The sequence below is a fragment of the Psychrobacter immobilis genome (assembly GCF_904846175.1).
Classification (GTDB): domain Bacteria; phylum Pseudomonadota; class Gammaproteobacteria; order Pseudomonadales; family Moraxellaceae; genus Psychrobacter; species Psychrobacter immobilis_E.
The window spans coordinates 43,070-69,090 of the sequence record NZ_CAJGZM010000006.1; the positions used below are offsets into that span (position 1 = coordinate 43,070).

Sequence of the window (26,021 nt, forward strand, 5' to 3'; positions counted from 1 at the left end):
TGACAGTTTTTTGAAAACTAATCGCGCTCTGCTATTTAACATAGAGTAGATGAGGCCGATAGTAAAGTTGATTTTGTGAACAGAGACCGTTTATCAAGCACTGTAGAGTTTTCTTGGAAATCATTTTTGATTGTTTTTATTAAATATTTGGATTGGTGTTTTTACCCGTACTTAAATTTTATCCGCAATAAATAGCATCTATAAATAAAAAGATAAGTAGTTAAAAGTTAGGGAGCTGTTACGTATTTTTAACAGAACTGCGCTGTAACTGCTAAGGTAGTACTCATAAATCGTGAGTATAGTGAGCGCTAATATGACAAACATCTATTACCTATGATGGAGAACAAAATGACGATTGAAAATAAGACTTATAAAAACTGGTTGACGGTTGGTTTGGTGGCAGCGGCATTAAGTATCAGTGCTTGCGGCAAAAAAGATGAAGCGCCGATGGATGTTCAACCAACAGCCGATGCGCAGACAGCAGTAGAAGATGAAGCCACTGGCGTTGCTACAGCAGGCAGCAATGATGATGTCGCTGTTGCCAGCGCGAATGGCAGTGCTGCTGCCAATAATAACGAAGCGATCGCAGTCGGACCAAATGACGATGTGGCAGTAGCAACGGCCGATGATGCAGAAGGAATCGATGGTACTGAAAGCGAAGAGCACATTTCGACTTACTAAGACCGCAGATAAAACAGCGCTAACAGTGTTAAGATGATAAAATGAGGCCCATAACTGACGGTGCGTTATGGGCCTCATTTTATAAAGGATATTGCTTGGTCAAAAGCTAACAGGCAAAAGTGACAAGGTTTGGCTTTTTATTGCATTATAGGCGACAATATCGCGCCTTTATTGAACCCCTCATAATGTTATCAAAACGATGCTATTAAAATAGCGCTATTAAAGTAATCCTCGATAGTGCCTTTAGCTTCGAATGACTCATATTGATCTGGCTACTATCGATACTGTTATTATTGATACAGTGGCTCTTTAGAGAGCTTTTTGATAGCGCACTTTTTTACTCATATTTATTGGAAGTCTGCTAAACCATGCTTGATATTGCAAAGAATCCGACTCGCCCTATCGCCTTAGATTTACAAGACCTCCATAAAAGCTATGGCTCATTGGCTGTGCTAAAAGGAGTGTCGCTCACTGCCTATGATGGCGACGTCATCTCTATTTTAGGCTCGTCTGGCTCCGGTAAGTCAACCTTATTGCGCTGTATTAATCTGCTTGAAAAGCCCAATCAGGGTCGTATTATCATCGGTAACGATGAGCTGATTCTCAAACCTACTAAGTCAGGCGAGTTGCAAGCAGCAGACATCAAGCAGTTAGAGAGCTTACGGGCACGCGTTGGTTTTGTTTTCCAGAACTTTAACTTGTGGCCGCACAAGACCATTTTGCAAAATATTATTGAAGGACCAACGCAGGTTCTAAAAATTAAAAAAGACCAAGCGATTAACGATGCTGAAAAACTGCTCGATAAAGTTGGTTTGCTTGATAAAAAAGACGCTTATCCAGCGAACTTGTCGGGCGGTCAGCGTCAGCGTGTGGCGATAGCACGCGCGCTTGCGATGAAGCCACAAGTACTATTGTTTGATGAGCCGACTTCTGCTTTGGACCCTGAGCTGGTCAATGAGGTGCTAGCCGTTATGCGCGAGCTGGCAGAAGAAGGGCGTACCATGCTGATTGTCACCCATGAGATGCGTTTTGCGCGTGAAGTATCGAGTAAAGTGGTGTTTTTACATCAAGGCGTTATTGAAGAGATTGGTACGCCTGAGCAGGTCTTTGATAATCCAAAGTCCGAGCGCGTCAAAGACTTTATGGCAGCGCATCGCCAAAACTAAAATACAGTGTTCAATTGCTTTAATTTTAATGGTTTTTAAACAATTAAAACGCCAAAATTGCTTGTTCGTAATTTTCTTAGAGCGTTTATTACTCAATAATCACAGTCGGTATGCAAAACGTTTGTTTTTGATATTTGAGTCAGGTATTATCAAAAGGTTTACAGGCAGTTGCTAGTAACGGCTGCTTGTGTCTTCTGTTAATTAAATTGCTTATCTGGCAGGGACGTCAGAGAACAAAATATCAGAAGCCTATATTAAAAACCCATCAGAATTTAAGGAATGTATGATGTCGAATTCTCGCCTATTGTGGTCATCGATGACCGTTACCGCCGCGATTATGCTTGGTGCTTGTAGTCAGCCAGCAAATGATGCTGCTGATACCAACGCTGATGCCCCTGCCGCAGAAACGGCTGGCAAGACCATTCGTATCGCCACTGAGGGCGCATACCCTCCTTTTAACTATACCAATGCCGATGGCAGCTTGGCAGGTTTCGATATCGATGTTGCCAATGCGTTGTGTGCGCAAATGCAAGCCAAATGTGAAATCGTTGCCCAAGATTGGGACGGTATCATTCCAGGTCTATTGGCGCAAAAATATGATGCGGTCATCGCTGGTATGTCTATCACGGCTGAACGTCAAGAAAAGGTCGATTTCAGCGAGCCGTATTTTGCCAATACGATGGTTTGGCTAACCGATACCAAAGGCGGCTTTGACCCTAAAGCCATCAAAGGTCTAACCCTTGGCGGTCAACGTTCAACGACACCAGGTGCGTATTTACAAGACAATTATGAAGGCAAAAACGGTAACAACGTTAAGCTCTATGATAATTATGACAATGCTTATTTAGACCTAAAATCTGGTCGTAGTGATGCGGTACTTGCTGAAAAAGTCTCTGCCAAATCATGGTTAGCGGACAATCCAGAAGGTTTCGGTATCGTGGGTGATGAGATTGATAACGACGACAATATTGCTATTGCTGTCCGTAAAGGTGATCCAATCAAAGACAGCTTTAACAAAGCACTGAGCCAAATCCGTAGTAACGGTGAGCTTGCTCGTCTTGAACAGGAAAACTTCGGTCAATAATTTGCTTGCGACGCTTTTGAAGTAGTCTTTAACTAAGATACTGTTTGAGAGCGTTGGCTAACGAATGACTGACCCATTGCGGATTAATAAACGGCTGGTCAATATATTAAGGAATAACCCCTATGATTACTTCAATGACATCATCAATAAGCAAAAAAGCCTTGTGGCTTGCACCCCTTAGTGCAGCGATGCTTATGCTTACTGCTTGTAATAACAGCTCAGCACCGGTAGACAGTGCAGCCACTGATGCGGCTAGCGAAGAGGCGCCTTTGCATATAAAGATTGCCACAGAATCAAGCTATAAGCCTTTTAGCTATACTGACGCTGATGGTAAATTGATCGGCTATGAGATTGAGCTGGTCGATGCCTTATGTGCGCAAATGAAAGCCGAGTGTGAAGTTATCTCGCAAGACTGGGATGGTTTGATTCCAGGGCTGAATGCGCAGAAATTTGATGCTGCCATCGCTGGTATGTCAATCACTCCTGAGCGTAAAGAAGTGGTAGAATTCAGCGACCCGTACTTTCATACTGGTATCATCCTAATCGGTAAAAAAGGCGATGATATTAGCGTAGAAGGTTTAAAAGGTCAGCCGATTGCTTCACAGCGCTCAACGGTTGCGTCACAGTATCTGCAAGAAAAACACGCTGACTCTGATATCAAACTTTATGATACTCAAGACAATGCTTATTTAGATCTAACCTCAGGTCGTGTGCGTGCCATGATGTCTGATAAAGTAACGGGCATCGATTGGTTGAAAACCGAAGCGGGCAAAGACTACGAAGTCAAAGGTCAAGAAATCAGCACCAGTGATGATGCGATGGGTATTGCTTTCCGCAAAGGCGATCCATTAGTTGCTAAGTTTAATAAAGCATTGGCTGAAATAAAAGACAACGGCACTTATGATCAAATCACTGGTAGCTATTTTGGTACCACCTCAACAGCGGCGGCGCAAAAAGCCGTAGCGACTGACGGTGTCAAAGAAGTGGTGGTCGTTGATGATGGTAATGTCGATGCCAATGCGGTAATTGCCAAAGAAGAACAAGCTGAAGCGGCGACTAATTAAGATAGCTTTTAACAAAGTTCTATTAGATAAGCGCTGGTTTTAATAAAGCACGTTTTACCTAAAACGTGCTTTATGCCATTTATAATATATTACTAATTAATAATACCAAGCAACAACATCAAGGATGATTATGAGCAACCATCTTCTCTCAGCCAGTATATTTAGTACGTCCACTACTAACTTATTTGCTAGCAAGCATTTCTTAAAGCCAAAACCGATGCTAGCCTTAGCTGCAATGTTAGCCTTAGCCGGTTGCAGCAATGGTCAAAACGAGTCTAACGAAACCGCTAGCTCAGAGACAACTAAAACATCAGAAGCAACAGAAAATAATACTGCTGCGGCAGATGATAATGTGCTGCGTATCGGTACCGAAGGCGCTTATGCACCCTTTAATTATACCAATGCTGATGGGACGCTTGGCGGCTTTGATGTTGAAATTGCCAATGCTATTTGCGCTGATATGAAGATGACCTGCGAAATCATGGCGCAAGATTGGGACGGTATCATTCCTGGGCTTAAAGCTGGTAAGTATGATGCTATTGTCGCGGCAATGTCGGTGACGCCTGAGCGCGCAAAGCAAGTTGCCTTTACTGATCCGTACTTTAGCAATGCGTTGGTATTTTTAGCCAAAAAAGACAGCAGCTTTGATCCAACCAATAGCAGCGATATAAATGCACATTCTATAGCCGCGCAGCGCTCAACTATCTCTTCGCAGTGGTTAGAAAATACTTATCCAAAAGCCAATATGAAGCTCTATGATACCTTGAGTAATGCGTTTTTGGATTTAGGTGCAGGTCGCGTCGATGCCATGATATCTGACAAACTGCCGGCACTAGAGTGGCTTGGCTCAGCGTCAGGTAGTGATTATGTGCTAAAAGGCGATGAGATTGACATTAATGATAACTTTGCCATTGCCGTGCGTCCTAATGATGAAGAACTACAAGCAAAAATTAATCAATCATTGGCCAATTTAAAATCCAATGGCACTTATGATAAAATCAATCAAAAGTATTTTGCTATACCAGTAAGTGCGACGCCAACAACAGCAACAACGGTAGATAGCGCCGCACAATAATGATTTGATACTAGATGGTTTGATACATCAGCATCATGGATGAATACTGTCTTAATAAGTATCAAGATATTTAAGCGCAAAGCTATTGAAGCATAAATATATTTAATTGAAAGACATCACTATAATAGTGATGTCTTTTTTGCTTTTTATAGTAAATCATTGCGTTTTAAGTGTGATTGACGGTCAACTTTTATCAAATCTCACGAATTTATTTGATATTTATGCTGATAAGCACCTATTTAGACAGCGCTTTTATATGTCAGTATTAACATAGCTGGTGGCGAATATGATAAAATCAGCGCTCATTTCTACTGTGTCAATTACCGCCGCAATAATCGTATTTATCTGACGTCATTCTATGACGTAAAAGGCCAAGCTCTATTTGGTCTAGCAGACGATTATTGGCAGCGCTCAGCTATTGATGCTGATTCTTTTAACTCATATTTTGCAAATTGCTAATATAAAGAGACTGAGTGGATAATTGTGTTTGATTTACAAGGATTTGGCGCGCTATTACTAAGCGGCGCAACCGTCACCATAAAACTTGCTATGACCAGTCTGATCATCGGTATGGCGTTAGGTTTGCTCGGTGCCACAGCAAAGCTGTCTAATATTTGGCTGCTGCGTAAACTTGCGACGGTTTATACCGCCACGATGCGCGGGATTCCTGAGCTGCTATTGGTACTGTTTATCTACTATGGTGGCTCTATCGTGCTGATGAGCATCCTCAAAAAGTTCGGCTATAACGACTATGTCGAGATTAGTGCTTTTTGGGGCGGGGTGATGGCATTGTCTATTGCGTTTGGTGCTTATGCGACTGAAATTTTTCGCATGTCGATTCAAGAGATTCCGATAGGGCAGCGTGAAGCGGCGCAAGCGATTGGTATGCGTCCTTTTCAGACCTTTTATCGTATTACCTTGCCGCAAGTATGGCAAATTGCGCTGCCAGGCCTGGGGAATTTATTTTTGGTGTTGCTTAAAGATACGGCCTTGGTCTCGGTTGTCGGTCTCAAAGATATCATGTATCAGTCCTCGCGTGCAGCGCAGTCGACACAGCAGCCGTTTACCTTTTATATGGCAGCGGCGATTATTTATTTGGGTCTGACGATGTTGATTACTGGCTTTATGATGTGGCTTGAATGGCGCGCCAATCCGGCGGCGCGTTATGCCAAAAAGCTCAGCCGTCAAACTAGCCCCCATCAAACCACTCACAGTCAATCGACCATAGGGTAGAGGAGAGATACTATGGATTGGAATTGGCAGGTCATTTTTGACCATATCCCTGATTTATTAAATGGCGCGGTATTAACCGTACAGCTGGTGGTATTTTCAGGCATTATTGGGCTGTTTTTTGGTTTGATTTTGGCGTTATTGCGGTTGTCCAAAAATTGGCTAGTGCAAGTTTTACCGTTTTTATATATCTTCTTTTTCCGTGGCACGCCGCTACTGGTACAGATATTCCTGATTTATTATGGTCTTGGGCAGTTTGAAGCGGTGCGCAACTCATTCTTATGGGAGCCCGTGCTTAGCCAAGCTTACTGGTGTGCAATTATTGCCTTTACCCTCAATACCAGTGCCTATTTAGCCGAGATTATTCGCGGTGCTATCCAAAATATTCCTGTGGGCGAGCTTGAAGCCGCCGATGCGATTGGTATGTCAAAATGGCAAAAGCTGACCCGTATTACTTTACCGCGCGCTTTTGGTATTGTGATTCCTGCTTATAGTAATGAAGTTATCTTTATGCTAAAGGGCAGTGCGCTGGCATCAACCATCGCTTTGATGGATATCACGGGCGTCGCTCGTACGATTAGTGCGCGTACTTATACCTTGATGGAATTGTTCTTTGCTGCTGGTATCGTTTACCTATTGCTGTCATGGGTTATCTTGTTTAGCTTTAGATTGTTCGAAAAACGCATGAACCGCCATGCCAGCTATGTGCCACCTGATGTCATGACCAATACGATTCCTTAATTATATTGATAATAAATATAAAAGTGGCAGCACTTATAGAATAAAGAAATAACTATAATTTTATAAATTTCCATGAGAGTCTAATATGAGCCAATCACCACATATGTCTTTAGTCGATGCGATTGCTGCGGGCGTTAGTAATGATAATACTGCCGACAGCATTCATCATACCAATGAGCGTTTACGTGCAGCTATTGGTAAAGTGGTCTGCGTCGGTCGTAACTATGCGGCGCATGCTCAAGAATTAGGCAATGAAGTACCAACAGCGCCGATATTATTTATGAAGCCTGCCTCTTCGGTGGTTTCTATCCGTCAGGGCGTGGTCTGTCCAAATCCAGCGCTGTATGGTGAAACGCATTATGAAGCAGAGCTGTGTGTGCAATTAGCCGCAGACTTATCAGCAGCAACGATTGAAGAAGCTAAGCAAGCCATTGGTGGCGTAACCTTGGGCTTAGATTTGACCTTGCGCGAGCTGCAAACTGAGCTAAAGGAAAAAGGTCATCCATGGGAGCGCGCTAAATGCTTCGATGGCGCCTGCGTGCTTGGCGATTGGCTTGACCCGCAAGTATTTGATGATTTTAAAAATGTGCATTATCAGCTGACTATTAATGATGCGCTCAAGCAAGACGGCGATAGTGCCTTAATGCTATTTCCTGTTTATGAGTTATTGGCAAATATCAGTCATGCCTTTAGCCTGCAAGCAGGCGATGTGATTATGACTGGTACGCCAAGCGGTGTGGGCGCATTGCAAGTGGGTGACCAATTAAGCTTAAAACTGGGCGCTCATGAATGGCAAGCAGAAGTTAAATAAGCTATTAGTTAACTGTGAATGATAAATTGTATTAATCACAATGCCTTTAATGGCAATACTTTCAACGATAATGCTTTCAACGATAATGCTCTAAATAACAAGCCTGCTAATCATTATCAAAACCTCAAATAATATTTGGGGTTTTTTTATGCTAAAAATTTAGCATGATAATTTTATATTTTACTGATAAAAACATTGAGAAAAAACTGTAAATAATATATTTGCTCATACACTTTTAACCATCCTGACAATAAATATACGGGATAATTAAATCATTTTCTTCTGTTTAGAGCATTTACAGGCTAGTATGGAAAATCTCCTTCATTGTTTGATGTATCAAAACTATGCTCAATCCAAGACCTTTAGAAAGCATTCACGATTTATTTGCCACCACTCGGCGTCCCCCTGATAGCGAAGCGGGTGCTGATGAAGATTTTCAAGGCGATGTCTATGAAGAGCTGGCGAAACTCGAATATATTTATGTCGATGAGCTAAGCGCAGAAATGGTCGATAACAGCTATAGCAAACCGCATCATCCTATCTCTTTGGTTGATTTCTTTGAGGGTTTGGCTCAGCTAGCTACGATGGGCGTGGTGGAAGTCACTGATATCGTAGAAGCCATCCATCGTGAGATTTTGCTACGTCCTTTAGGTCGCTTTAATAAAGGCAATATTGAGCATTGGCAGCGCGGTATCACTGGTCGCATTTATGGTACGGTACGCCAAGCAATGCAATTGGTCGGTAATAATCTTGCCACCGGACTGCGGCTTTATAACACCGTTTTAAAGCCTAAAAAAATACAGCCGTTACCAAAAAACCTCCGCCGTATGGTTAATATCTTAAATGGTGTCATGGGCGATCACCTTGTCACTCATCATAATCCATTGGCAGTATCGATGGTGCTATATGACAAATACAATGGTGTGCAAACCGATACATTATCAGGGCGGGTGGTTATTTTATGCCATGGGCTTTGTATGAGTCATTTGAGTTGGCAGATATCAGACGAAGGTGATTTGGCTGAAACACTGAGTAGCAGTCTGCCAAATACCACGGTATTGTATTTGAACTATAATACCGGTCGACGTATCTCCAGTAATGGGCGTAGCTTTGCAAAAGTCTTGCAAGATTTGGTCGAAAATAATCCTGATATTACCCAGCTTGATTTAATCGGTCATAGCATGGGCGGTTTGCTGAGTCGTAGCGCGCTGTTTTATGGTAAAGAGCAAGGGTTTAGCTGGGTCAAACGCGTCAGTAATCTTATCACTTTAGGCTCGCCGCATCATGGCGCAAGCTTGGAGCAGATTGGTCATTTTGTCCAAGATAAAATCGCTAAGCTGCCTTTTGCAGGTTCGCTGGCAAAACTGGGTGATTTGCGTAGCGCAGGAATTATTGATTTGCGTTATGGCAGTATTCGCGATGCGGACTGGAAATCTGCCGAAGGTCGCAGTGTGCTGCCGGCAGAATTTCGCCATCCAACACGCTTGCCTTTGCATGTGAATACCTATTTGGTGGCGGCGGCTCTGGTCGAGGTTCATTATAAATCTAAAACCACAAGCTTACTTGGCGATGGACTGGTTTCGGTAGAGTCAGCGCTTGGCGAATATACCGAAGAGCATACGTTGAATGTGCCAGAGGGTCATAAGGCGATTTTTTATGGCGTCAATCATATGAACTTAATTTCTAACGATAGGGTACATCAGCAAATCGTTACTTGGTTATTAGCTAATAGGCAGGGGGACGTGCATGAAGCGAAATATGCACTTGAAGACCGTATCTACTCTTATCCAGAAATAGACGAAGTTGCAGATTAAGCATTCTTAAACTCATTGATATAATGGTTAATAAGTTTAGAGCAATAAGCCTAGCATGATAAAAAAGAAAAACCCTCAAGCTTCACACTTGAGGGTTATTTTAATTAAGAAAAATCAAATAATCACAAAGAAATATAATTGAATACTACTCAGCGAAAATTGTCGCCACATCGTCTTTGTTAAATTTATAGACTTCACCGCAAAATCCGCAATCCATCTCAAAAGTGCCACCTTGCTCATCAACGATATCCAAGGCTTCAGTTTCACCGATTTGCTCGATGGCCATTTCACACTTCTCGCGTGAACAAGTACAACCAAAGGATAAAGAGACAGGGTCGGGGGCAACAACTTTTTCTTCATTATATAAGCGATAAAGAATCTCGTTGGTATCAAGCGTGGTTAGCTCTTCTTCTTTTAGCGTCCGCGTCAATACACTTAAGCGCGTCCACAAATCATCATCGATACCGGCGTCTTGGTTTTGCTCGACTTCATAAGTTTCTTCAGCCGTACGAGGCAGCATTTGCACCAAGATACCACCGGCTTGCAAACCATCGGACGCCAAATTAATCAGCGTCGGAATCTGCGCCGATTGTTTTTGATAATGCGCTAAGCAATCAGCCAAATTATCATGGCTACGCTCAACGATACCTTGATACGGCTCGCCGCCATCAGGCTGGATATTGATAAACAATACGCCTTGACCAGCAGCGCCCAATTCAGCAAACGCTTCTTTAGCATGGGTCATATTTTCCCATGCTTGCACTTGCTCGTCAGTGTCGCTTTTCCAGCTGGCAAGCGCACGGATGATACCGTCTTGGTCGCATTCTGCCATCGCCCAATTGAGCAAGCTATCGCTGTCCGATGATTGCAATTGAATCGATAAACGACCATTAATTTTAACCGTACTAATGAGCAAGCTTGCTGCCGTCAGCATCTCACCCAATAAGCGCTTAATCGCTTCTGGGTAAGGTTTTTGCGCAATCGTCGTCGCATAGCTGCGCGATAGGCGTACCACATCGCCGCGTACTGGTGAATCTTCGATAAAAAAGCGTTGGCGCACATCGTTATCATGGCTATTGGCAACCGTTTGGTTATCTGTATTTGGGGCTTGAGTATGTTGTGTCATAGGTCATAGCTAGTATTAAGAAGTTGTTAGCTTTATGGGGATTAATCGTTATTTATCAATCATAGCGGTTGGGTTATTGGTTTAATTTAAGTGATTCATAAAGGATATATGCTGGTATTAATTTTTTAAATAACGCTAAGTTGATGGTCACTACTGCCTAATTTATTGAGTGTTTATTGATGCTACAAAACCGAAAGTCTTAAAATACCAGTCTCATTAAAAAAAGTTTACCCCCACCGCTCAAATTGTTGTACAGTAACATTAAGTTGCATAGTGATAACTAACAGCAACAAGCACGGATGCACGGCGGAAAAGTCGTTTAATGACCAATATAAAGTCGAGTAATGGCTTAAACAACGCCAAAGTCCCCTCTTAATTTTGTGATAATGTGATAAAAGGATGTATCTCATGAGCTACTTAATCTCAAAACCTCTGACTCTGGTTGCCTTTATGGCGCTTGGCTTGGCGGGCTGTAATAATAGCAATCAAACCAATACTGAAGCGACGCCAGCAGATGGTGCAGCTACAACAGAAGCGGCCGCAAATACCAACGGTACCCTACAAAAAATTAAAGAGTCAGGTACTATTGTAGTCGGTCACCGTGACTCTTCTATTCCGTTCTCCTATATCGCTGATGATCCAAATCAGCCAATCGGTTATGCGCATGATTTAGAGATGAAAGTGGTGGAGGCGGTCAAAGAAAAACTCAATATGCCGGATTTAAAAATCCGCTATAACTTAATTACCTCACAAACTCGTATTCCATTGGTACAGAACGGCACGGTAGATTTCGAGTGTGGTTCAACGACCAACAATGAAGAACGTCAAAAGCAAGTTGCATTCTCTAACGGCTTCTTTGAAATCGGTACGCGTCTATTAACCAAAAAAGATTCAGGTATCACAGGCTTTGATGATTTAAAAGGCAAAACCTTGGTCACGACTGCCGGTACGACATCAGAGCGTTATATTCGTGAATACAACGATGACAAAAAGATGAATATCAATATCATCTCAGCAAAAGACCATGGCGAAGCATTCTTAATGTTAGAAAACGGCCGTGCTGATGCTTTCATGATGGATGATGTATTGCTAGCGGGCGAAAAAGCCAAGGCAAAAAATCCGGATGAATGGGTTATCGTTGGTGAGCCACAATCGTTTGAGATTTATGGTTGTATGATGCGTAAAGACGATCCGGAATTTAAAGCGGTGGTTGATGAAGCATTAGCCAATGTCTTTAAATCAGGCGAGATAAATACTATTTATGACAAATGGTTTATGAATCCTATTCCACCAAAAAATGTCAACCTAAAGTTTGAGATGTCAGATAACTTAAAAGCTTTGATTGCCAATCCACATGATAGTGATCAGCCAAAAGTTGCCACTGCACAATAATGTTCCTTGTCCCTCAACATAGCATGCTTACGCCTTCAGATTGTTTGTCAAGTTTCTTGATAGCAGTCTGAGGCGTGGGCTTTTTAACCGTTGCTCGGAGAGACAATTATGAACTATAGCTGGAACTGGGGTGTGCTCTTTGAGCAAACCGGTATCGGTAGCGAGCTGTATATCCATTGGATGATTACGGGTCTCGGCTGGTTGTTATTGATTGGTAGTATCGCTTGGGCAATCGCCATGGTGGTTGGTACCATCTTTGGTATTATGCGCACCTTACCGAATAAAGGCGCGCGTGCTATTGGCACCGCTTATGTGACTTTTTTTCGTAATATTCCTTTATTGGTACAATTGTTTTTCTGGTTTTATATCGCCCCCGGTTGGCTAACACCTTCTATACAAGAGTGGTGGTATAAAGACTTGTCTCCAAATACCTCAGCCATGCTGTCAGCCAGTATCGGTCTAGGTTTATTTACCGCTGCTCGTATTGTTGAACAAGTACGTACTGGTATCGAGTCGCTGCCAAAAGGACAAATCAACGCCGCCTACGCGCTTGGCTTTAGTATTCCGCAAGCTTATAAAGAAGTGCTGCTGCCACAAGCCTTTCGGGTTATTTTGCCACCGCTGAGCTCGGAGCTGACCAACTGCTTTAAAAACGCCTCGGTTGCGTCTTTAGTAGGGGTCATGGAGTTAATTAGTCAGACTAAAACCATTAGTGAATATACCCAAAACAGTCTTGAGATTTATACCTATGCGACCATTATTTATTTGGTATTTAATCTGTCATTAATTGCCATTATGGGGTTGATTGAACGTAAATTGCGTGTGCCTGGGCTGATTGCAGGGAGTCAAAAATGAATATGATGACCGAACTTGCAACGGCTTACCCTGGTTTGATGGGTGGCATGCTGACGACTTTAAAGGTATTGTTTTTAGCAATATTAGGCGGCATCAGCTTAGGAACAGTATTGGCGTTGATGCGCTTGTCCGGTATCAAAGCGCTTGAGATACCCGCTAAGCTATACGTCAATTACTTTCGTTCTGTACCGTTATTATTAGTATTGCTATGGTTTTATTTTGCGGTGCCAATGATTTATTTTTGGATTGCCGGTAAATACTTACAACTAGATACGGCCTTTACCTCTTGTGTTGTCGCTTTCATGATGTTTGAAGCGGCATACTTTTCAGAAGTGGTGCGGGCGGGTATTCAATCTATTGGTAGTGGGCAGGTCAATGCTGCAAAAGCGCTTGGTATGACCTATGGGCAAACGATGCGTTTGATTATTTTGCCGCAAGCGTTTCGCAAGATGTTACCGCTGATTTTGCAGCAATGTATTATTTTATTCCAAGATACGACCTTAGTTTTTGCCATTGGTTTGACGGATTTTTTCCGTGCCGCTTATGTACGCGGAGAGCTGATGGGCTTATTGACGCCGTATATACTTGGGGCAGGGGCAGTTTATTTTATCATCAGTTTGAGCGCTTCTGTTGGTGTGCAACAACTGCAAAAACGTTTAAGGTTTTAAGGTCTTGCTGCCTCTGTATTGAAACTTAAGTATTGAAACCTAAGTATTGAAACCTGCGTAAGAATAGCTCTATTTAATAATTGTAAAAATAATGTGGTTAGGAGCCAGTGATGAATGAGCCGGTGATTAATAATGCTGACACGTATATAAATGAATTTGGTGGACTGGTCACCGACAATGGTCATGCAAGCGATGAGATTGTCATCAAGATGACCGATGTCAGTAAATGGTATGGCGATTTTCAGGTGATGACTGGCTGTACTGCGCATGTGCATAAAGGCGATGTCGTGGTGGTCTGCGGTCCATCGGGTAGTGGTAAGTCAACGCTCATTAAGACTGTCAATGGATTAGAGCCTTTTCAAAAGGGCGAGATAATGGTAAGCGGTATCTCAGTGGGTGCGCCGAAAACTAATTTGCCCAAGTTACGCAGTCAAGTAGGTATGGTGTTTCAGCATTTTGAGCTGTTCCCGCATCTGACGATTATTGATAATTTAACCGTTGCCCAAATCAAAGTATTGGGTCGTAAAGAAGACGAAGCTAAGAAAAAAGCCATGGCTTATTTAGATCGCGTTGGGCTAACGGTTCAGGCGGCAAAATATCCCGCTGAGCTATCCGGTGGTCAGCAGCAGCGCGTGGCGATTGCCCGTGCCTTAGCGATGGATCCAGTGGCGATGCTCTTTGATGAGCCAACCTCAGCGCTTGATCCTGAGATGATTCAAGAAGTGCTTGATGTCATGATTGAACTGACCCGTGATGGCATGACCATGATGTGTGTCACCCATGAGATGGGTTTTGCTAATCAAGTTGCCAACCGGATTATCTTTATGGATGAAGGTCATATCGTCGAGAACTGTAGTAAAGATGAATTCTTTGAAGGCGCAAAAAGTGACCGCGCGCAAATGTTCTTATCAAAAATTCTCAATCATTAACTCTTAAATTTTCACAGCGTTATTTAGATTTAATTCATTAAGAGCGTCTATTATATTAATAGACGCTTTTTTATTGCTAGCAACTATGTCGATAGCTATGTAAATAACTACATTACTGAATACGTGAGTGAATACCTGTTTACTGATACAATGATAGCTACTATTATAAAAAATAAAATAATCTATCATCTATCATGGAGTCAGTATGAGCTCAGAAAATATGCTTTCATCGACAAAAGCAGCATCTAAAGGTATCGTTATCATCGGTGCAGGCTTAGCCGGCTGGCACGTGATTGATGCTATCCGCGTAAAGGATAAAGACATTCCGATTACCTTAGTCACTTCTGATAATGGCGACCGTTATCATAAACCCATGCTAACGATGGCCATTAGCCAACAGAAAAATGCAGCGGATTTGGTACGGGCGACAGGTGCTGATGCAGCAGAAGCTGCAAATATTAACTTGATTGCTAATACGCAAGTGACGGATATCGACGCTACTGCTAAAACCGTACAGCTTATCTCAGCGCTGCGCTCAGATCCTGTCTATACTAATTATGCAACCATCAGCTATGACAAGCTGGTGTTGGCAATGGGCGCTCATCCTATCTTTCCTAAGAGCTTACCAGAGGATTTGGTTTGGCATGTCAATCATATCGAGCGTTTTGGACAATTACAAGAGAAGCTGGCAACTGGCAGTCAGCACGTTGCCATCGTTGGTGCTGGTATGGTTGGGACAGAAATCGCCGAAGACTTATTAAAAGCCGGTCATCAGGTGACACTAATTGATTTGAATGACGCGCCGTTATCACAGATGCTACCGCCACAAGCTACTGCTCGTATTGCCAAAGCAGTGCTGTCGCAGGGCATTAACTTTTTAGGTGGTTATCAAGTATCTGGTGTCACTCGTAATAGTGAGGGTGAAAAGCTACAAGTTAGTTATGAGTCGCTTGCTTCTCATTCAGAAGAAACTGCGGCTCATTCATCTGATATATTAATCGTCGACCATGTGATTGCGAGTACAGGTCTGACCGTTGATGGTACATTGCCAACCGCCGCTGGGGTTGATTTTAATCGCCGTACTGGCATCGAGGTAGATGCACCAACGTTACGTACTACTACCGATAATATTTATGCCATTGGCGATTGTATGTCGATCAATGGCGTCGCTTGTCGTTATGTCGCGCCACTGCGCGCACAAGCAGCGACGATTGCTGATGATATTTTGGGATTAGAGCATAGTGGCTATGAGCATAAGCCACCGATGATTCGCCTAAAAAATAAAGCAATTTCGGTGATGGTGACAGGCGTACCGCAAGCGTCTGGTAATTGGCAGGTAAAGACTGAAACTGATGAAGAGCTCATCATGGACTTGCTCGATGATGATAATGCAATCAGCGCAACGGTAACCATCAAAGCACCTGTCATGCCCAACGTTTAATTATTAAAAAAACGCTAAGCCCCATAGCCAGTGCTGCCATTCTAATGCAGTGCTGGCTTTTTTTTGTTTATATCTAGCGCATCTCTTTTATCGATATTAGACTTAAGAACCCTTCAGTCTAATATTATCGATACATATCGTATTATTATTGATATTCTTTAATTTAAAGCACCGTATTATTGGTTAAAACTTAGTTTAGTTTAATCAGAATCTGCGGTGATAAATCCATAGCGATAAAGAGTATTCATTAAAAAGTATTCAAGGAAAAATATCGCATTTAATTTGGTAGCCTATTTTTATAGCACTGCTAAAAACCCTCAACCGTAAAACGAAAGGATTCGTTATGACTCAGCTTACTGATTTTGACAGTATTCTTAATAATGTTCCAAAAGTTGATGTAGGTGCGCGCTCAGTAAATGCGCCACTCAGTCAAAGCCATGATAAAGGACTTGATGTGCCGCTGATAGAAGCGACCATTGGGGATTTTTTTGATGCGATTGTCGATAAATATCCTGAGCGTGAAGCCTTGGTTTCCCGCCATCAAGGTATCCGTTGGACTTATCGTGAGTTACAGGAAAAAGTTAATCAGTTGGCCAGTAGCATGATTGAGATGGGACTTGAGATAGGCGATCGTATCGCCATTTGGTCGCATAACAATGCTGAATGGCTGCTGATGCAATTAGCAACAGCAAAAATCGGTGTAATTCTAGTTAATATCAATCCTGCTTATCGTACTTTTGAGCTGCAATATGCGCTGAATAAATTGGGCTGTTCGGTATTGGTATTGATGCGTCATTTTAAAAGCAGCGACTATACGCAGATGATTCGTGAGCTGTGTCCTGAGATTTATCATAAGAATTATCAGCAACTTGATTTGGTCGAGATTCCGACGATTGAGCGCATCATTTGGATTGATGAGCCAGACAGTGATGAAGATTTTCACTTTATGCAAAAATTTTCGGCTTGGATGGCAGAAGGTGATGCCAATGATCCACGCGTCGCAGAGCGCCAAGCCCAGCTTAAGAATACTGATGCTATTAGTGTGCAGTTTACTAGTGGCACAACAGGGACACCGAAAGGCGCCACCTTAAGCCATCGTAATATCTTGAATAATGGCTATTTTCTTGGCGAAGGCATGAAGTTGACCTGTGATGATAGGCTGTGTATTCCATTACCGCTGTATCACTGCTTTGGCATGGTGGGCGGTAATCTCGCCATTTTAACTCATGGTGGCTGTGTAGTTTATCCTAATGATGGTTTTGATCAATTAACGGTATTGCAGACGGTCGAAGAGGAGAAATGTACCGCTTTGCTTGGTGTACCGACGATGTTTATCGCGGAGCTCGATCATCCAGACTTCGATAGCTTTGATTTGTCCAGCTTGCGCACCGGTATCATGGGCGGCTCTAGCTGTCCGATTGAGGTCATGCGCCGCGTCATCGATGAGATGCACATGAAGGAAGTGACCATTGCTTATGGCATGACTGAGACCAGTCCAGCTTCCTGTCAGTCCAGCTCGCAAACGCCACTTGAGAAGAGAGTCTCTACCGTAGGGATGGTACTGCCAGGGCTTGAAGTTAAAATCGTTGACACTGAAACGGGTCAAGTCGTACCGATTGGAGAGACAGGCGAATTACATACGTATGGCTATGCGGTGATGAAAGGCTATTGGGGCAGCCGCTTTAAAACCCGTGCGGCAATTACTGATGGCTGGATGCATACCGGTGATTTGGCAACGATGGATGAAGATGGCTATATCACTGTGGTTGGGCGTAGTAAAGATATGATCATTCGTGGCGGTGAAAATATCTATCCAGTAGAAGTCGAAAATTATCTCTATCGCCATCCCAAAATCCGTGATGTACAAATCGTTGGCATCCCCGATAAGCGTTATGGCGAAGTATTGGCTGCTTGGATTATTCCTAAAGAAGAGGGCTGCTTAACGGAAGAAGAAGTACGCCAATTCTGTAGTGAGCATATCGCCCATTATAAAGTGCCGACCTATTATCGCTTTGTGACTGAGTACCCGATGACCATCACTGGCAAAATTCAGAAATATAAAATCGTTGAGCAAATGGTGGAGGAATTGGGTCTAGGATAACTTGAAACTATTAATCACTGGAAAAGCCAGCTTTTTACTATTATGGTATAAGGCTGGCTTTTGTCATTTAAGTCACATAAAAGACTCGTCATCTAGCAATCAATGATAAATTGATTTTATATCTTCTTCTTAAATGATACATATTGTATTACTATTATTGACAGCTTTCGATTTAAGGCGGTATAGTAGCTCACGCCAGTCAAGATTTGTTCAAGGAAGAATGAAGAGGTCATAGGCGACCAATAAGCACCATAAAAAGTAAAACGAAAGGACTCGTTATGACGCAAAATATTGATTTCGATACTATCCTAGCTAACATTCCTAGCATCAATATGGGTGCACGCTCGGCAAATGCGCCACTCACCCAAAGCTATGATAAAGGCCCTGATGTGCCGCTAATAGAAGCGACCATCGGCGATTTTTTTGATGCCATCGTTTCTAAATATCCTGAGCGTGAAGCACTGGTCGTGCGTCACCAAAATATCCGTTGGACTTATCGTGAGCTACAGCAGCAAGTCAATCAGCTGGCAAGCAGTATGATTGAGATGGGACTTGAGATTGGCGATCGCATCGGTATCTGGTCGCACAACAATGCCGAATGGTTGCTGATGCAATTAGCCACCGCGAAAGCCGGCGTTATCTTGGTCAATATCAATCCTGCCTATCGTACCTTTGAGCTACAATATGCGTTGAATAAATTGGGTTGTTCAGCATTGGTATTGATGCGCCATTTCAAAAGCAGCGACTATGCGAGTCTGATTCGCGAGCTGTGCCCTGAGATTTATCATAAAGATTATACTCAGCTTGATTTGGTCGAGATTCCGACGATTGAGCGCATTATTTGGATTGATGAGCCAAACTCTGATGAAGAGTTTAATTATATGCAGAAGTTTTCGGCTTGGATGGCTGAAGGTGATGCCAACGATCCGCGTGTTGCAGAGCGCCAAGCCCAGCTTAAAAATACCGATGCTATCAATGTACAGTTCACTAGTGGCACAACTGGTACGCCAAAAGGTGCCACTTTAAGCCATCGCAATATTCTTAATAACGGCTATTTTATTGGTGAGGCTATGAATCTCACCGAAGAAGATAGATTGTGTATTCCGGTACCGTTATATCATTGCTTCGGTATGGTTCTTGGTAATTTGGCGATTCTGACGCATGGCGGTTGTATCGTCTATCCAAACGATGGTTTTGAGCCATTATCAGTATTAAAAGCAGTCGAAGAAGAAAAATGTACCGGTCTACATGGCGTTCCAACGATGTTTATCGCTGAGCTTGACCATCCTGAATTTAAAAACTTTGATTTATCGACATTACGTACTGGCATTATGGCTGGCTCTAGCTGTCCGATTGAGGTCATGCGCCGCGTCATCGATGAGATGCACATGAAGGAAGTGACCATTGCTTATGGAATGACTGAGACCAGTCCGGTGTCTTGCCAGACCAATGAGCATACGCCACTTGAGATGCAGGTATCGACTGTAGGACTCGTGCAACCTGCGCTTGAAGTGAAAGTCATCGATACCGAAACAGGTGAGATTGTACCTTTAGGGGAGACTGGCGAGCTGCTGACTCGCGGTTATTCGGTGATGAAAGGTTATTGGGGCAGTCGTTTTAAAACCCGCGAAGCCATTCAAGACGGCTGGATGCATACCGGTGATTTGGCAACCATGGACGAAGACGGCTATGTCAAAGTTGTTGGTCGTAGTAAAGATATGGTCATCCGTGGCGGTGAAAATATCTATCCAGTAGAAGTCGAAAATTATCTCTATCGCCATCCCAAAATCCGTGATGTACAAATCGTTGGCATCCCCGATAAGCGTTATGGCGAAGTATTGGCTGCTTGGATTATTCCTAAAGAAGAGGGCTGCTTAACGGAAGAAGAAGTACGCCAATTCTGTAGTGAGCATATCGCCCATTATAAAGTGCCGACCTATTATCGCTTTGTGACTGAGTACCCGATGACCATCACTGGCAAAATTCAGAAATATAAAATCATTGAACAGATGAAAGAAGAATTAGGCTTATAAAAACTTGAGCTGTTTTATTTCTTATTTTACTAATGACTTATATTAGTAAAGACTAAAACAACAAGCAGTTAGAATAACTCTTATAAAAAATTACTCGCATTGACGCATTAAAGAAAAGGGATATCATGAGCGCTATCATAACCAGTAAATTGAGTCCAAACGCCGCTGAATTTCAGCAAAACAGTGCCGCTATGCAAGAGGTGGTCGACGACTTATATGTGCACTTGCGTAAAATTGTCCAAGGTGGTTCAGAACGTGCGCGCGCCAAGCATTTAGCCCGTGGCAAACTCTTGCCTCGCGAGCGTGTTGAGCGTTTGCTTGATGTCGGCACACCATTCTTAGAAGTGGCGCCGATGGCGGCGCATGATATGTATGGCGAAGATATTCCAGCGGCTGGCGTGATTGCTGGTATTGGTCGCATTAACGGCACTGAGTGTATGATTGTTTGTAATGATGCCACCGTAAAAGGCGGTACTTATTACCCAATGACGGTCAAAAAACATCTACGTGCACAAGAAATTGCGCAAGAAAATAACCTACCTTGTGTGTACTTGGTGGACTCGGGCGGCGCTAACTTACCCAACCAAGATGACGTATTTCCTGATAAAGAGCACTTTGGGCGTATCTTTTTTAATCAGGCCAATATGAGTGCCGCTGGTATTCCACAGATTGCCGTGGTCATGGGCAGCTGTACGGCTGGCGGTGCTTATGTGCCGGCGATGAGCGACGAATCTATCATCGTTAAAGACCAAGGAACCATTTTTTTAGGTGGTCCGCCATTGGTAAAGGCGGCAACCGGCGAAGAAGTTACGGCTGAGGACTTGGGTGGCGGCGATGTGCATACGCGTCTGTCAGGCGTGGTTGATCACTTAGCGCAAAACGATACCCATGCGTTATCGATTGCCCGTAATATCGTCAGTCATCTAAACCGTCCTGCGAAGCAAGTGCCGAATCAAATCAAACCACGTCCACCACGCTATGATGCCAAAGAGCTATATGGCGTCATTCCAACAGATAAGCGCAAGCCCTTTGATATCAAAGAAATCATCGCCCGTATCGTCGATGACAGTGCGTTTGATGAATTTAAAGCACGCTTTGGCACGACGCTGGTTTGTGGTTTCGCTCATATCGAAGGTATGCCAGTCGGTATTATCGCCAACAATGGCATCTTATTTAGTGAATCAGCGCAAAAAGGCACGCATTTTATTGAACTGTGCTGTAAGCGTAAAATCCCGTTGGTGTTCTTGCAGAATATCACCGGTTTTATGGTCGGGCGTAAATACGAAAATGAAGGTATCGCTCGTCACGGTGCCAAGATGGTCATGGCGGTAGCCAACGCCAAAGTACCAAAATTCACTGTCATTGTCGGCGGCTCATTCGGTGCTGGCAACTACGGCATGTGTGGACGTGCTTATAGCCCACGCTTCTTATGGATGTGGCCCAATGCGCGTATCTCTGTGATGGGCGGTGAGCAAGCAGCCTCGGTATTAGCAACGGTCAAGCGTGACAACTTCGACCGCAAAGGTGAGGAATGGAGTAGCGAGGACGAAGCGGCATTTAAAGCCCCGATTCTCGATATGTATGAAAAGCAAGGTCATCCATATTATGCCACTGCCAGACTGTGGGATGACGGCGTAATTGATCCTGCTGATACCCGTAATGTATTGGCATTAGGGCTGAGCGCTGCCTATAACGCACCGATTGAAGAGACAACTTTTGGTGTCTTTAGAATGTAGCATTAAATGGAATATCGTCAGTCATTTAGCGCTCATAAATACATAAAAATAGAGAAGGTTATGCAAAAAAATCTGAATAATTATAAAAGCCTATTGGTTAACGTTGAGCAGCATAGCGCGACGGTAACTTTAAACCGTCCTGAGATACGTAACGCCTTTAACGATGAAATGATTGCCGAGCTGACCGAGACTTTCACCACGCTTGGTGCAGATGATGATGTACGTGTTATCGTCTTAGCGGCTGCGGGTAAGGCATTTTGTGCTGGTGCGGATCTTAATTGGATGCGTGCAATGGCAGATTATAGCTATGAAGAAAATTTAGCCGATGCTGATAAACTCGCGCAAATGCTCAAGACCGTTTATGAGTGCCCTAAGCCAACGGTTGCCGCTATCCAAGGTGACGTCTATGCAGGCGGCATGGGCTTGGTAGCCGTTTGTGATGTGGCCATTGCGGTTAAAATCGCCAACTTCTGCCTCAGTGAAGTGCGTTTAGGATTGGCGCCAGCGACCATCAGCCCTTATGTCATACGCGCATTAGGTGCTAGAGCCTCGCAGCGTTATTTCTTAAGCGCGGAAGTATTCGATGCTAAAAAGGCGCGTCAATTAGGTTTTATTCATGAGCGTGTCAGTGAGGAATCACTTGATGAGGCAGTTGCTCTATTCTGCGCTACAGTGGTCAAAAACAGCCCAGATGCGGTCAAGACCTGCAAACGTTTATTGCATGAAGTCGCGGTCGCACCGATTACCGATGAGCTAATTGCTGACACCGTCAAAGGTATCGCTGATATTCGTTCATCACAGCAAGGCAAAGAAGGTGTGCAAGCATTTTTACAGAAGCGCAAGCCTGATTGGCTGACAGCAGATTAATAGTAGAAGAGACTTTCGGCAAATTGACGATAAATTAAAAATAAATACTATTTAATTTAAACCAGTCGTATGTGAATATCAGCATATATTTTTATTATTTATCAATGTAAAAAACGATAAAAATGACAAGACATAGGGATAGTTATGTTTTCTAAAATTCTAATCGCCAACCGTGGTGAAATTGCCTGCCGAGTTGCCGCGACTGCCAAGCGTTTGGGCGTAAGTACCGTTGCTGTTTATTCTGATGCTGACCGTGAGGCTAAGCATGTTGCTGTCTGTGATGAGGCTGTTTATTTGGGTGGTTCGGCTCCTAAAGATAGCTACCTCAAGGGCGATGCCATCATTGCGATTGCCAAAGCAACTGGCGCACAAGCGATTCACCCAGGTTATGGTTTTTTAAGTGAAAATGCGGATTTTGCGCAAGCTTGCCAAGATGCTGGTTTGGTATTTATCGGTCCATCGGCTGACGCTATTCGCGCCATGGGCGGAAAATCCGAGTCTAAGCGCCTGATGGAAGCGGCTGGCGTGCCACTGATACCCGGCTATCACGGTGAAAATCAAGAAGCAGAATTCTTACAGCAGCAAGCAGACAGTATCGGCTATCCGGTATTGATTAAAGCCAGTGCTGGCGGTGGTGGTAAAGGCATGCGTATCGTTGAACAGAGCAGCGATTTTATTGACCTACTAGACTCATGTCGCCGCGAAGCGATTACCAGTTTTGGTAATGATCAAGTACTGATTGAAAAGTATGCCCTAAAACCACGTCATATTGAAATCCAAGTATTTGGTGATACCCATGGTAATTATGTGCATCTGTTTGAGCGAGATTGCTCGGTACAGCGTCGCCATCAAAAAGTATTAGAAGAAGCGCCAGCACCGGGTGTTGACGCGGCGATGCGTGAAGCAATGGGCACCGCTGCCATTGAAGCCGCGCGTGCGGTCAATTATTTTGGTGCAGGCACGGTCGAGTTTATCGTTGAGCAACGCGCGGGCTTGATGCACTTTTATTTTATGGAGATGAATACCCGCCTGCAAGTTGAGCATCCGGTTAGTGAAGCCATCTCTGGGGTAGATTTGGTTGAATGGCAGCTACTAGTAGCGGCAGGTTTGCCTTTGCCGAAAAAACAAGAGGAGCTAGCGATTAACGGTCATGCGATTGAAGCACGTATCTGTGCTGAAAACCCTGACAATGAATTTCTGCCAGCGACGGGTACTTTATTCACTTATCAAAAACCTGAACACAGCACCTTCAATGTTGCAGATGTGCGTATCGACGATGGCGTACGCGAAGGTGATGTGATTAGTCCGTTCTATGATTCTATGATTGCAAAGCTCATCGTTCATGCGCCCACACGCGAGCAAGCATTGGCCAAACTTGACCGTGCACTCGCGCAAACACGCATCGTCGGTCTGCCAAATAACGTCGCGTTTTTGCGTTATATCATAAATACAGAATCATTTAGCCAAGCAAATCTTGATACGGCATTGATTGAACGTGAGCATGACGAGCTCTTTAATCAGCATCCGCTTGAATTATCAGCGCTTGTCGTTACTGCTATTACTCAGCAGCTTGCCAGTGAAGCGACGACGCAAGGGTCAGATCCGTTTAGCAAACCAACCGGTTTCCGTGCTTATAGCGACTACACAAGATCGTTTGGCTTGGTTTATGCTGAGCAATCTTACACTGCTCGTATTAGTCATTGGCACAATGCAAATTGTTCTGACGGCAAAAAAGGTGCTGAAAATCTGAGTAGCTTTACGCTGGTCATTGAAAAAGAAATCGCTCACACTCAAGAGAATAGCAATGCTAATGTAGCCGCCCAAACAGAAAGAGTTTATGAAGGGCAAGTTAGTTATGTCAGTAGTGACGCACACAATCATACGTTATGGTTAGATGAGGCACGTATTAGCGCCCAAAGCTGGGTACATAATGAGACCGTCTATGTGTTTACCGATAGCGGTCGTGACGAAATTACGCTGATTGATATCATGGCGCACGTCGGCGAAGAGAGTGCGGCGGTTGGTAGTTTAAAATCACCAATGCCAGGTCAGGTCGTTGCCTTTAAAGTCGCTGTTGGCGATAGCGTGAAAAAAGGCGAGCCACTTGCGGTTATCGAAGCAATGAAAATTGAACATACCATTACCGCCCCGACCGATGGTGTGGTGGCAGAATTGTTATTTGGCGCTGGTGACTTGGTTGCCGATGGCGATGAGCTATTGCGTATTGACAGTGCAGATAATAAGTAAAAAGGATGATAAGCATGAAGCACTCGTACCCAGAACACGTCACCATCGTCGATGTCAGTCCACGTGATGGCTTGCAAAATGAAGCCATGACGGTACCAACGGCGGTTAAGCAAAGGCTTATCGATGATTTAATCGCAGCAGGTGTCAAAAAGCTTGAGGCGACTAGCTTTGTTTCACCCAAATGGGTGCCACAAATGGGTGATAATCGCGCGCTGCTAGAAGCATTGGCGCCCACACGCCATGCGGACGTTTGCTATTCGGTATTAGTGCCCAATATGCGCGGTTTTGAAAATGCCATCATGCATCGTCCTGATGAAATCGTTATTTTTGGCTCAGCCAGTGAAACTTTTAGCCAAAAAAATATCAACTGCAGTATTGATGAAAGCATTGAGCGCTTTGCGCCCGTTGCTGCTGCTGCAAAAGCACAAGGTATCAAAGTGCGAGGCGTTATCTCTTGCACGGTCGGTTGCCCCTATGAAGGCGAGATTAACCCAAGCCAAGTGGCTTATGTCACCAAGCGTTTGGTTGAGATAGGCTCAGAGCAGATTGGTATTGCCGATACCATTGGCGTAGGTACGCCGCTCAAGGTACAGCGCGCGTTGCAAGCCGCACTGGAGTACGCCGATATCAGCATGTTATCAGGACATTTTCATGATACTTACGGTCAAGCAGTCAGTAATACTTTAGCCGCCTTACAAATGGGTGTCAGTGAATTTGATACCTCAGTGGCGGGGCTTGGTGGTTGTCCATACGCCAAAGGTGCAACGGGTAATGTCGCCACCGAAGACGTCGTCTATATGCTGCATGGTATGGGCATCAGCACAGGCATTGATTTAGATAAGCTGGTCATAGCTGGCGAGCGTATTAGTGAGTTTCTAGGTCGTCGCAATGGTTCAAGCGTGGCTCGTGCGTTAATTAATAAGCGTCAGGCTTAACGAATTGCATTAAAAACACAGTGGC

21 protein-coding genes are annotated in these 26,021 nt (G+C 43.8%); 20 read left to right on the top strand and 1 reads right to left on the bottom strand.

All coding sequences use genetic code 11. The annotated features are described in order from the left end of the window. Positions 1-348 precede the first annotated feature (348 nt). From JMW39_RS09200 to JMW39_RS09240, 9 genes are all read left to right on the top strand, one after another. Entirely contained in the window at positions 349-681 is a 333-nt protein-coding gene (locus JMW39_RS09200; RefSeq protein WP_227679474.1) for a hypothetical protein, read from the top strand. Between the two features lie 368 nt (positions 682-1,049). Further along, positions 1,050-1,847: an ABC transporter ATP-binding protein gene (locus tag JMW39_RS09205; protein ID WP_201546198.1), complete on the top strand. Its 798-nt coding sequence runs from the start codon at positions 1,050-1,052 to the stop codon at positions 1,845-1,847. A 283-nt stretch (positions 1,848-2,130) separates the two neighbouring features. Continuing rightward, entirely contained in the window at positions 2,131-2,931 is an 801-nt protein-coding gene (locus JMW39_RS09210) for a transporter substrate-binding domain-containing protein (protein WP_201546199.1), read from the top strand. Between the two features lie 122 nt (positions 2,932-3,053). After that, positions 3,054-3,995: a transporter substrate-binding domain-containing protein gene (locus JMW39_RS09215; protein WP_201546200.1), complete on the top strand. Its 942-nt coding sequence runs from the start codon at positions 3,054-3,056 to the stop codon at positions 3,993-3,995. Between the two features lie 130 nt (positions 3,996-4,125). Beyond that, a complete protein-coding gene (locus JMW39_RS09220; protein ID WP_201546201.1) occupies positions 4,126-5,070 on the top strand; it encodes an ABC transporter substrate-binding protein in 945 nt (314 codons plus the stop codon). Between the two features lie 483 nt (positions 5,071-5,553). Next, entirely contained in the window at positions 5,554-6,303 is a 750-nt protein-coding gene (locus JMW39_RS09225) for an ABC transporter permease (RefSeq protein ID WP_201546202.1), read from the top strand. A gap of 12 nt (positions 6,304-6,315) precedes the next feature. Beyond that, a complete protein-coding gene (locus tag JMW39_RS09230; RefSeq protein WP_201546203.1) occupies positions 6,316-7,041 on the top strand; it encodes an ABC transporter permease in 726 nt (241 codons plus the stop codon). Positions 7,042-7,126: 85 nt separating this feature from the next. Beyond that, positions 7,127-7,852, top strand: a complete 726-nt coding sequence (locus JMW39_RS09235; RefSeq protein ID WP_201546204.1) for a fumarylacetoacetate hydrolase family protein — start codon at positions 7,127-7,129, stop codon at positions 7,850-7,852. Positions 7,853-8,196: 344 nt separating this feature from the next. Continuing rightward, positions 8,197-9,666, top strand: coding sequence for an alpha/beta fold hydrolase (locus tag JMW39_RS09240; RefSeq protein WP_201546205.1), 1,470 nt, complete (start codon positions 8,197-8,199; stop codon positions 9,664-9,666). A gap of 145 nt (positions 9,667-9,811) precedes the next feature. On the opposite strand, the gene JMW39_RS09245 is transcribed toward JMW39_RS09240, so the two are convergent. After that, positions 9,812-10,792, bottom strand: a complete 981-nt coding sequence (locus JMW39_RS09245) for an Hsp33 family molecular chaperone HslO (protein ID WP_201546206.1) — start codon at positions 10,790-10,792, stop codon at positions 9,812-9,814. Between the two features lie 408 nt (positions 10,793-11,200). Here JMW39_RS09245 and JMW39_RS09250 point away from each other — a divergent pair, with 408 nt between their 5' ends. From JMW39_RS09250 to JMW39_RS09300, 11 genes are all read left to right on the top strand, one after another. Beyond that, a complete protein-coding gene (locus JMW39_RS09250; RefSeq protein WP_201546207.1) occupies positions 11,201-12,184 on the top strand; it encodes a glutamate/aspartate ABC transporter substrate-binding protein in 984 nt (327 codons plus the stop codon). A 108-nt stretch (positions 12,185-12,292) separates the two neighbouring features. After that, the gene (locus tag JMW39_RS09255; protein WP_201546208.1) at positions 12,293-13,039 is read left to right on the top strand and encodes an amino acid ABC transporter permease; all 747 of its coding nucleotides are present in this window, start codon (positions 12,293-12,295) and stop codon (positions 13,037-13,039) included. Continuing rightward, positions 13,036-13,707 (top strand): ABC transporter permease subunit, encoded by a 672-nt coding sequence (locus JMW39_RS09260; RefSeq protein WP_201546209.1) that lies wholly within the window; start codon positions 13,036-13,038, stop codon positions 13,705-13,707. Before JMW39_RS09255 ends, JMW39_RS09260 begins: the two co-directional genes overlap by 4 nt. A gap of 209 nt (positions 13,708-13,916) precedes the next feature. Further along, positions 13,917-14,636, top strand: coding sequence for an amino acid ABC transporter ATP-binding protein (locus JMW39_RS09265; protein WP_201546288.1), 720 nt, complete (start codon positions 13,917-13,919; stop codon positions 14,634-14,636). A gap of 205 nt (positions 14,637-14,841) precedes the next feature. Then, positions 14,842-16,077 (top strand): FAD-dependent oxidoreductase, encoded by a 1,236-nt coding sequence (locus tag JMW39_RS09270; RefSeq protein ID WP_201546210.1) that lies wholly within the window; start codon positions 14,842-14,844, stop codon positions 16,075-16,077. A gap of 343 nt (positions 16,078-16,420) precedes the next feature. Continuing rightward, positions 16,421-18,178: an AMP-binding protein gene (locus tag JMW39_RS09275; protein WP_201546211.1), complete on the top strand. Its 1,758-nt coding sequence runs from the start codon at positions 16,421-16,423 to the stop codon at positions 18,176-18,178. Between the two features lie 278 nt (positions 18,179-18,456). Beyond that, complete coding sequence (locus JMW39_RS09280) at positions 18,457-20,211, top strand: AMP-binding protein (RefSeq protein ID WP_201546212.1); 1,755 nt, start codon at positions 18,457-18,459, stop codon at positions 20,209-20,211. 125 nt (positions 20,212-20,336) lie between these two features. Next, positions 20,337-21,947, top strand: a complete 1,611-nt coding sequence (locus JMW39_RS09285; protein ID WP_201546213.1) for a carboxyl transferase domain-containing protein — start codon at positions 20,337-20,339, stop codon at positions 21,945-21,947. A gap of 60 nt (positions 21,948-22,007) precedes the next feature. Beyond that, entirely contained in the window at positions 22,008-22,814 is an 807-nt protein-coding gene (locus JMW39_RS09290; RefSeq protein ID WP_201546214.1) for an enoyl-CoA hydratase/isomerase family protein, read from the top strand. Between the two features lie 144 nt (positions 22,815-22,958). Beyond that, positions 22,959-25,061, top strand: a complete 2,103-nt coding sequence (locus tag JMW39_RS09295) for an acetyl/propionyl/methylcrotonyl-CoA carboxylase subunit alpha (protein WP_201546215.1) — start codon at positions 22,959-22,961, stop codon at positions 25,059-25,061. Positions 25,062-25,075: 14 nt separating this feature from the next. Next, positions 25,076-25,996, top strand: a complete 921-nt coding sequence (locus tag JMW39_RS09300) for a hydroxymethylglutaryl-CoA lyase (RefSeq protein WP_201546216.1) — start codon at positions 25,076-25,078, stop codon at positions 25,994-25,996. Positions 25,997-26,021 lie beyond the last annotated feature (25 nt).

Excerpts from the sequence above, each read along its gene's own strand:
- JMW39_RS09200 (WP_227679474.1), top strand. The coding sequence starts at position 349 with ATGACGATTGAAAATAAGACTTATAAAAACTGGTTGACGGTTGGTTTG.
- JMW39_RS09205 (WP_201546198.1), top strand. The coding sequence starts at position 1,050 with ATGCTTGATATTGCAAAGAATCCGACTCGCCCTATCGCCTTAGATTTA.
- JMW39_RS09210 (WP_201546199.1), top strand. The coding sequence starts at position 2,131 with ATGATGTCGAATTCTCGCCTATTGTGGTCATCGATGACCGTTACCGCC.
- JMW39_RS09215 (WP_201546200.1), top strand. The coding sequence starts at position 3,054 with ATGATTACTTCAATGACATCATCAATAAGCAAAAAAGCCTTGTGGCTT.
- JMW39_RS09220 (WP_201546201.1), top strand. The coding sequence starts at position 4,126 with ATGAGCAACCATCTTCTCTCAGCCAGTATATTTAGTACGTCCACTACT.
- JMW39_RS09230 (WP_201546203.1), top strand. The coding sequence starts at position 6,316 with ATGGATTGGAATTGGCAGGTCATTTTTGACCATATCCCTGATTTATTA.
- JMW39_RS09235 (WP_201546204.1), top strand. The coding sequence starts at position 7,127 with ATGAGCCAATCACCACATATGTCTTTAGTCGATGCGATTGCTGCGGGC.
- JMW39_RS09240 (WP_201546205.1), top strand. The coding sequence starts at position 8,197 with ATGCTCAATCCAAGACCTTTAGAAAGCATTCACGATTTATTTGCCACC.
- JMW39_RS09245 (WP_201546206.1), bottom strand. The coding sequence starts at position 10,792 with ATGACACAACATACTCAAGCCCCAAATACAGATAACCAAACGGTTGCC.
- JMW39_RS09250 (WP_201546207.1), top strand. The coding sequence starts at position 11,201 with ATGAGCTACTTAATCTCAAAACCTCTGACTCTGGTTGCCTTTATGGCG.
- JMW39_RS09255 (WP_201546208.1), top strand. The coding sequence starts at position 12,293 with ATGAACTATAGCTGGAACTGGGGTGTGCTCTTTGAGCAAACCGGTATC.
- JMW39_RS09260 (WP_201546209.1), top strand. The coding sequence starts at position 13,036 with ATGAATATGATGACCGAACTTGCAACGGCTTACCCTGGTTTGATGGGT.
- JMW39_RS09265 (WP_201546288.1), top strand. The coding sequence starts at position 13,917 with ATGACCGATGTCAGTAAATGGTATGGCGATTTTCAGGTGATGACTGGC.
- JMW39_RS09270 (WP_201546210.1), top strand. The coding sequence starts at position 14,842 with ATGAGCTCAGAAAATATGCTTTCATCGACAAAAGCAGCATCTAAAGGT.
- JMW39_RS09275 (WP_201546211.1), top strand. The coding sequence starts at position 16,421 with ATGACTCAGCTTACTGATTTTGACAGTATTCTTAATAATGTTCCAAAA.
- JMW39_RS09280 (WP_201546212.1), top strand. The coding sequence starts at position 18,457 with ATGACGCAAAATATTGATTTCGATACTATCCTAGCTAACATTCCTAGC.
- JMW39_RS09285 (WP_201546213.1), top strand. The coding sequence starts at position 20,337 with ATGAGCGCTATCATAACCAGTAAATTGAGTCCAAACGCCGCTGAATTT.
- JMW39_RS09290 (WP_201546214.1), top strand. The coding sequence starts at position 22,008 with ATGCAAAAAAATCTGAATAATTATAAAAGCCTATTGGTTAACGTTGAG.
- JMW39_RS09295 (WP_201546215.1), top strand. The coding sequence starts at position 22,959 with ATGTTTTCTAAAATTCTAATCGCCAACCGTGGTGAAATTGCCTGCCGA.
- JMW39_RS09300 (WP_201546216.1), top strand. The coding sequence starts at position 25,076 with ATGAAGCACTCGTACCCAGAACACGTCACCATCGTCGATGTCAGTCCA.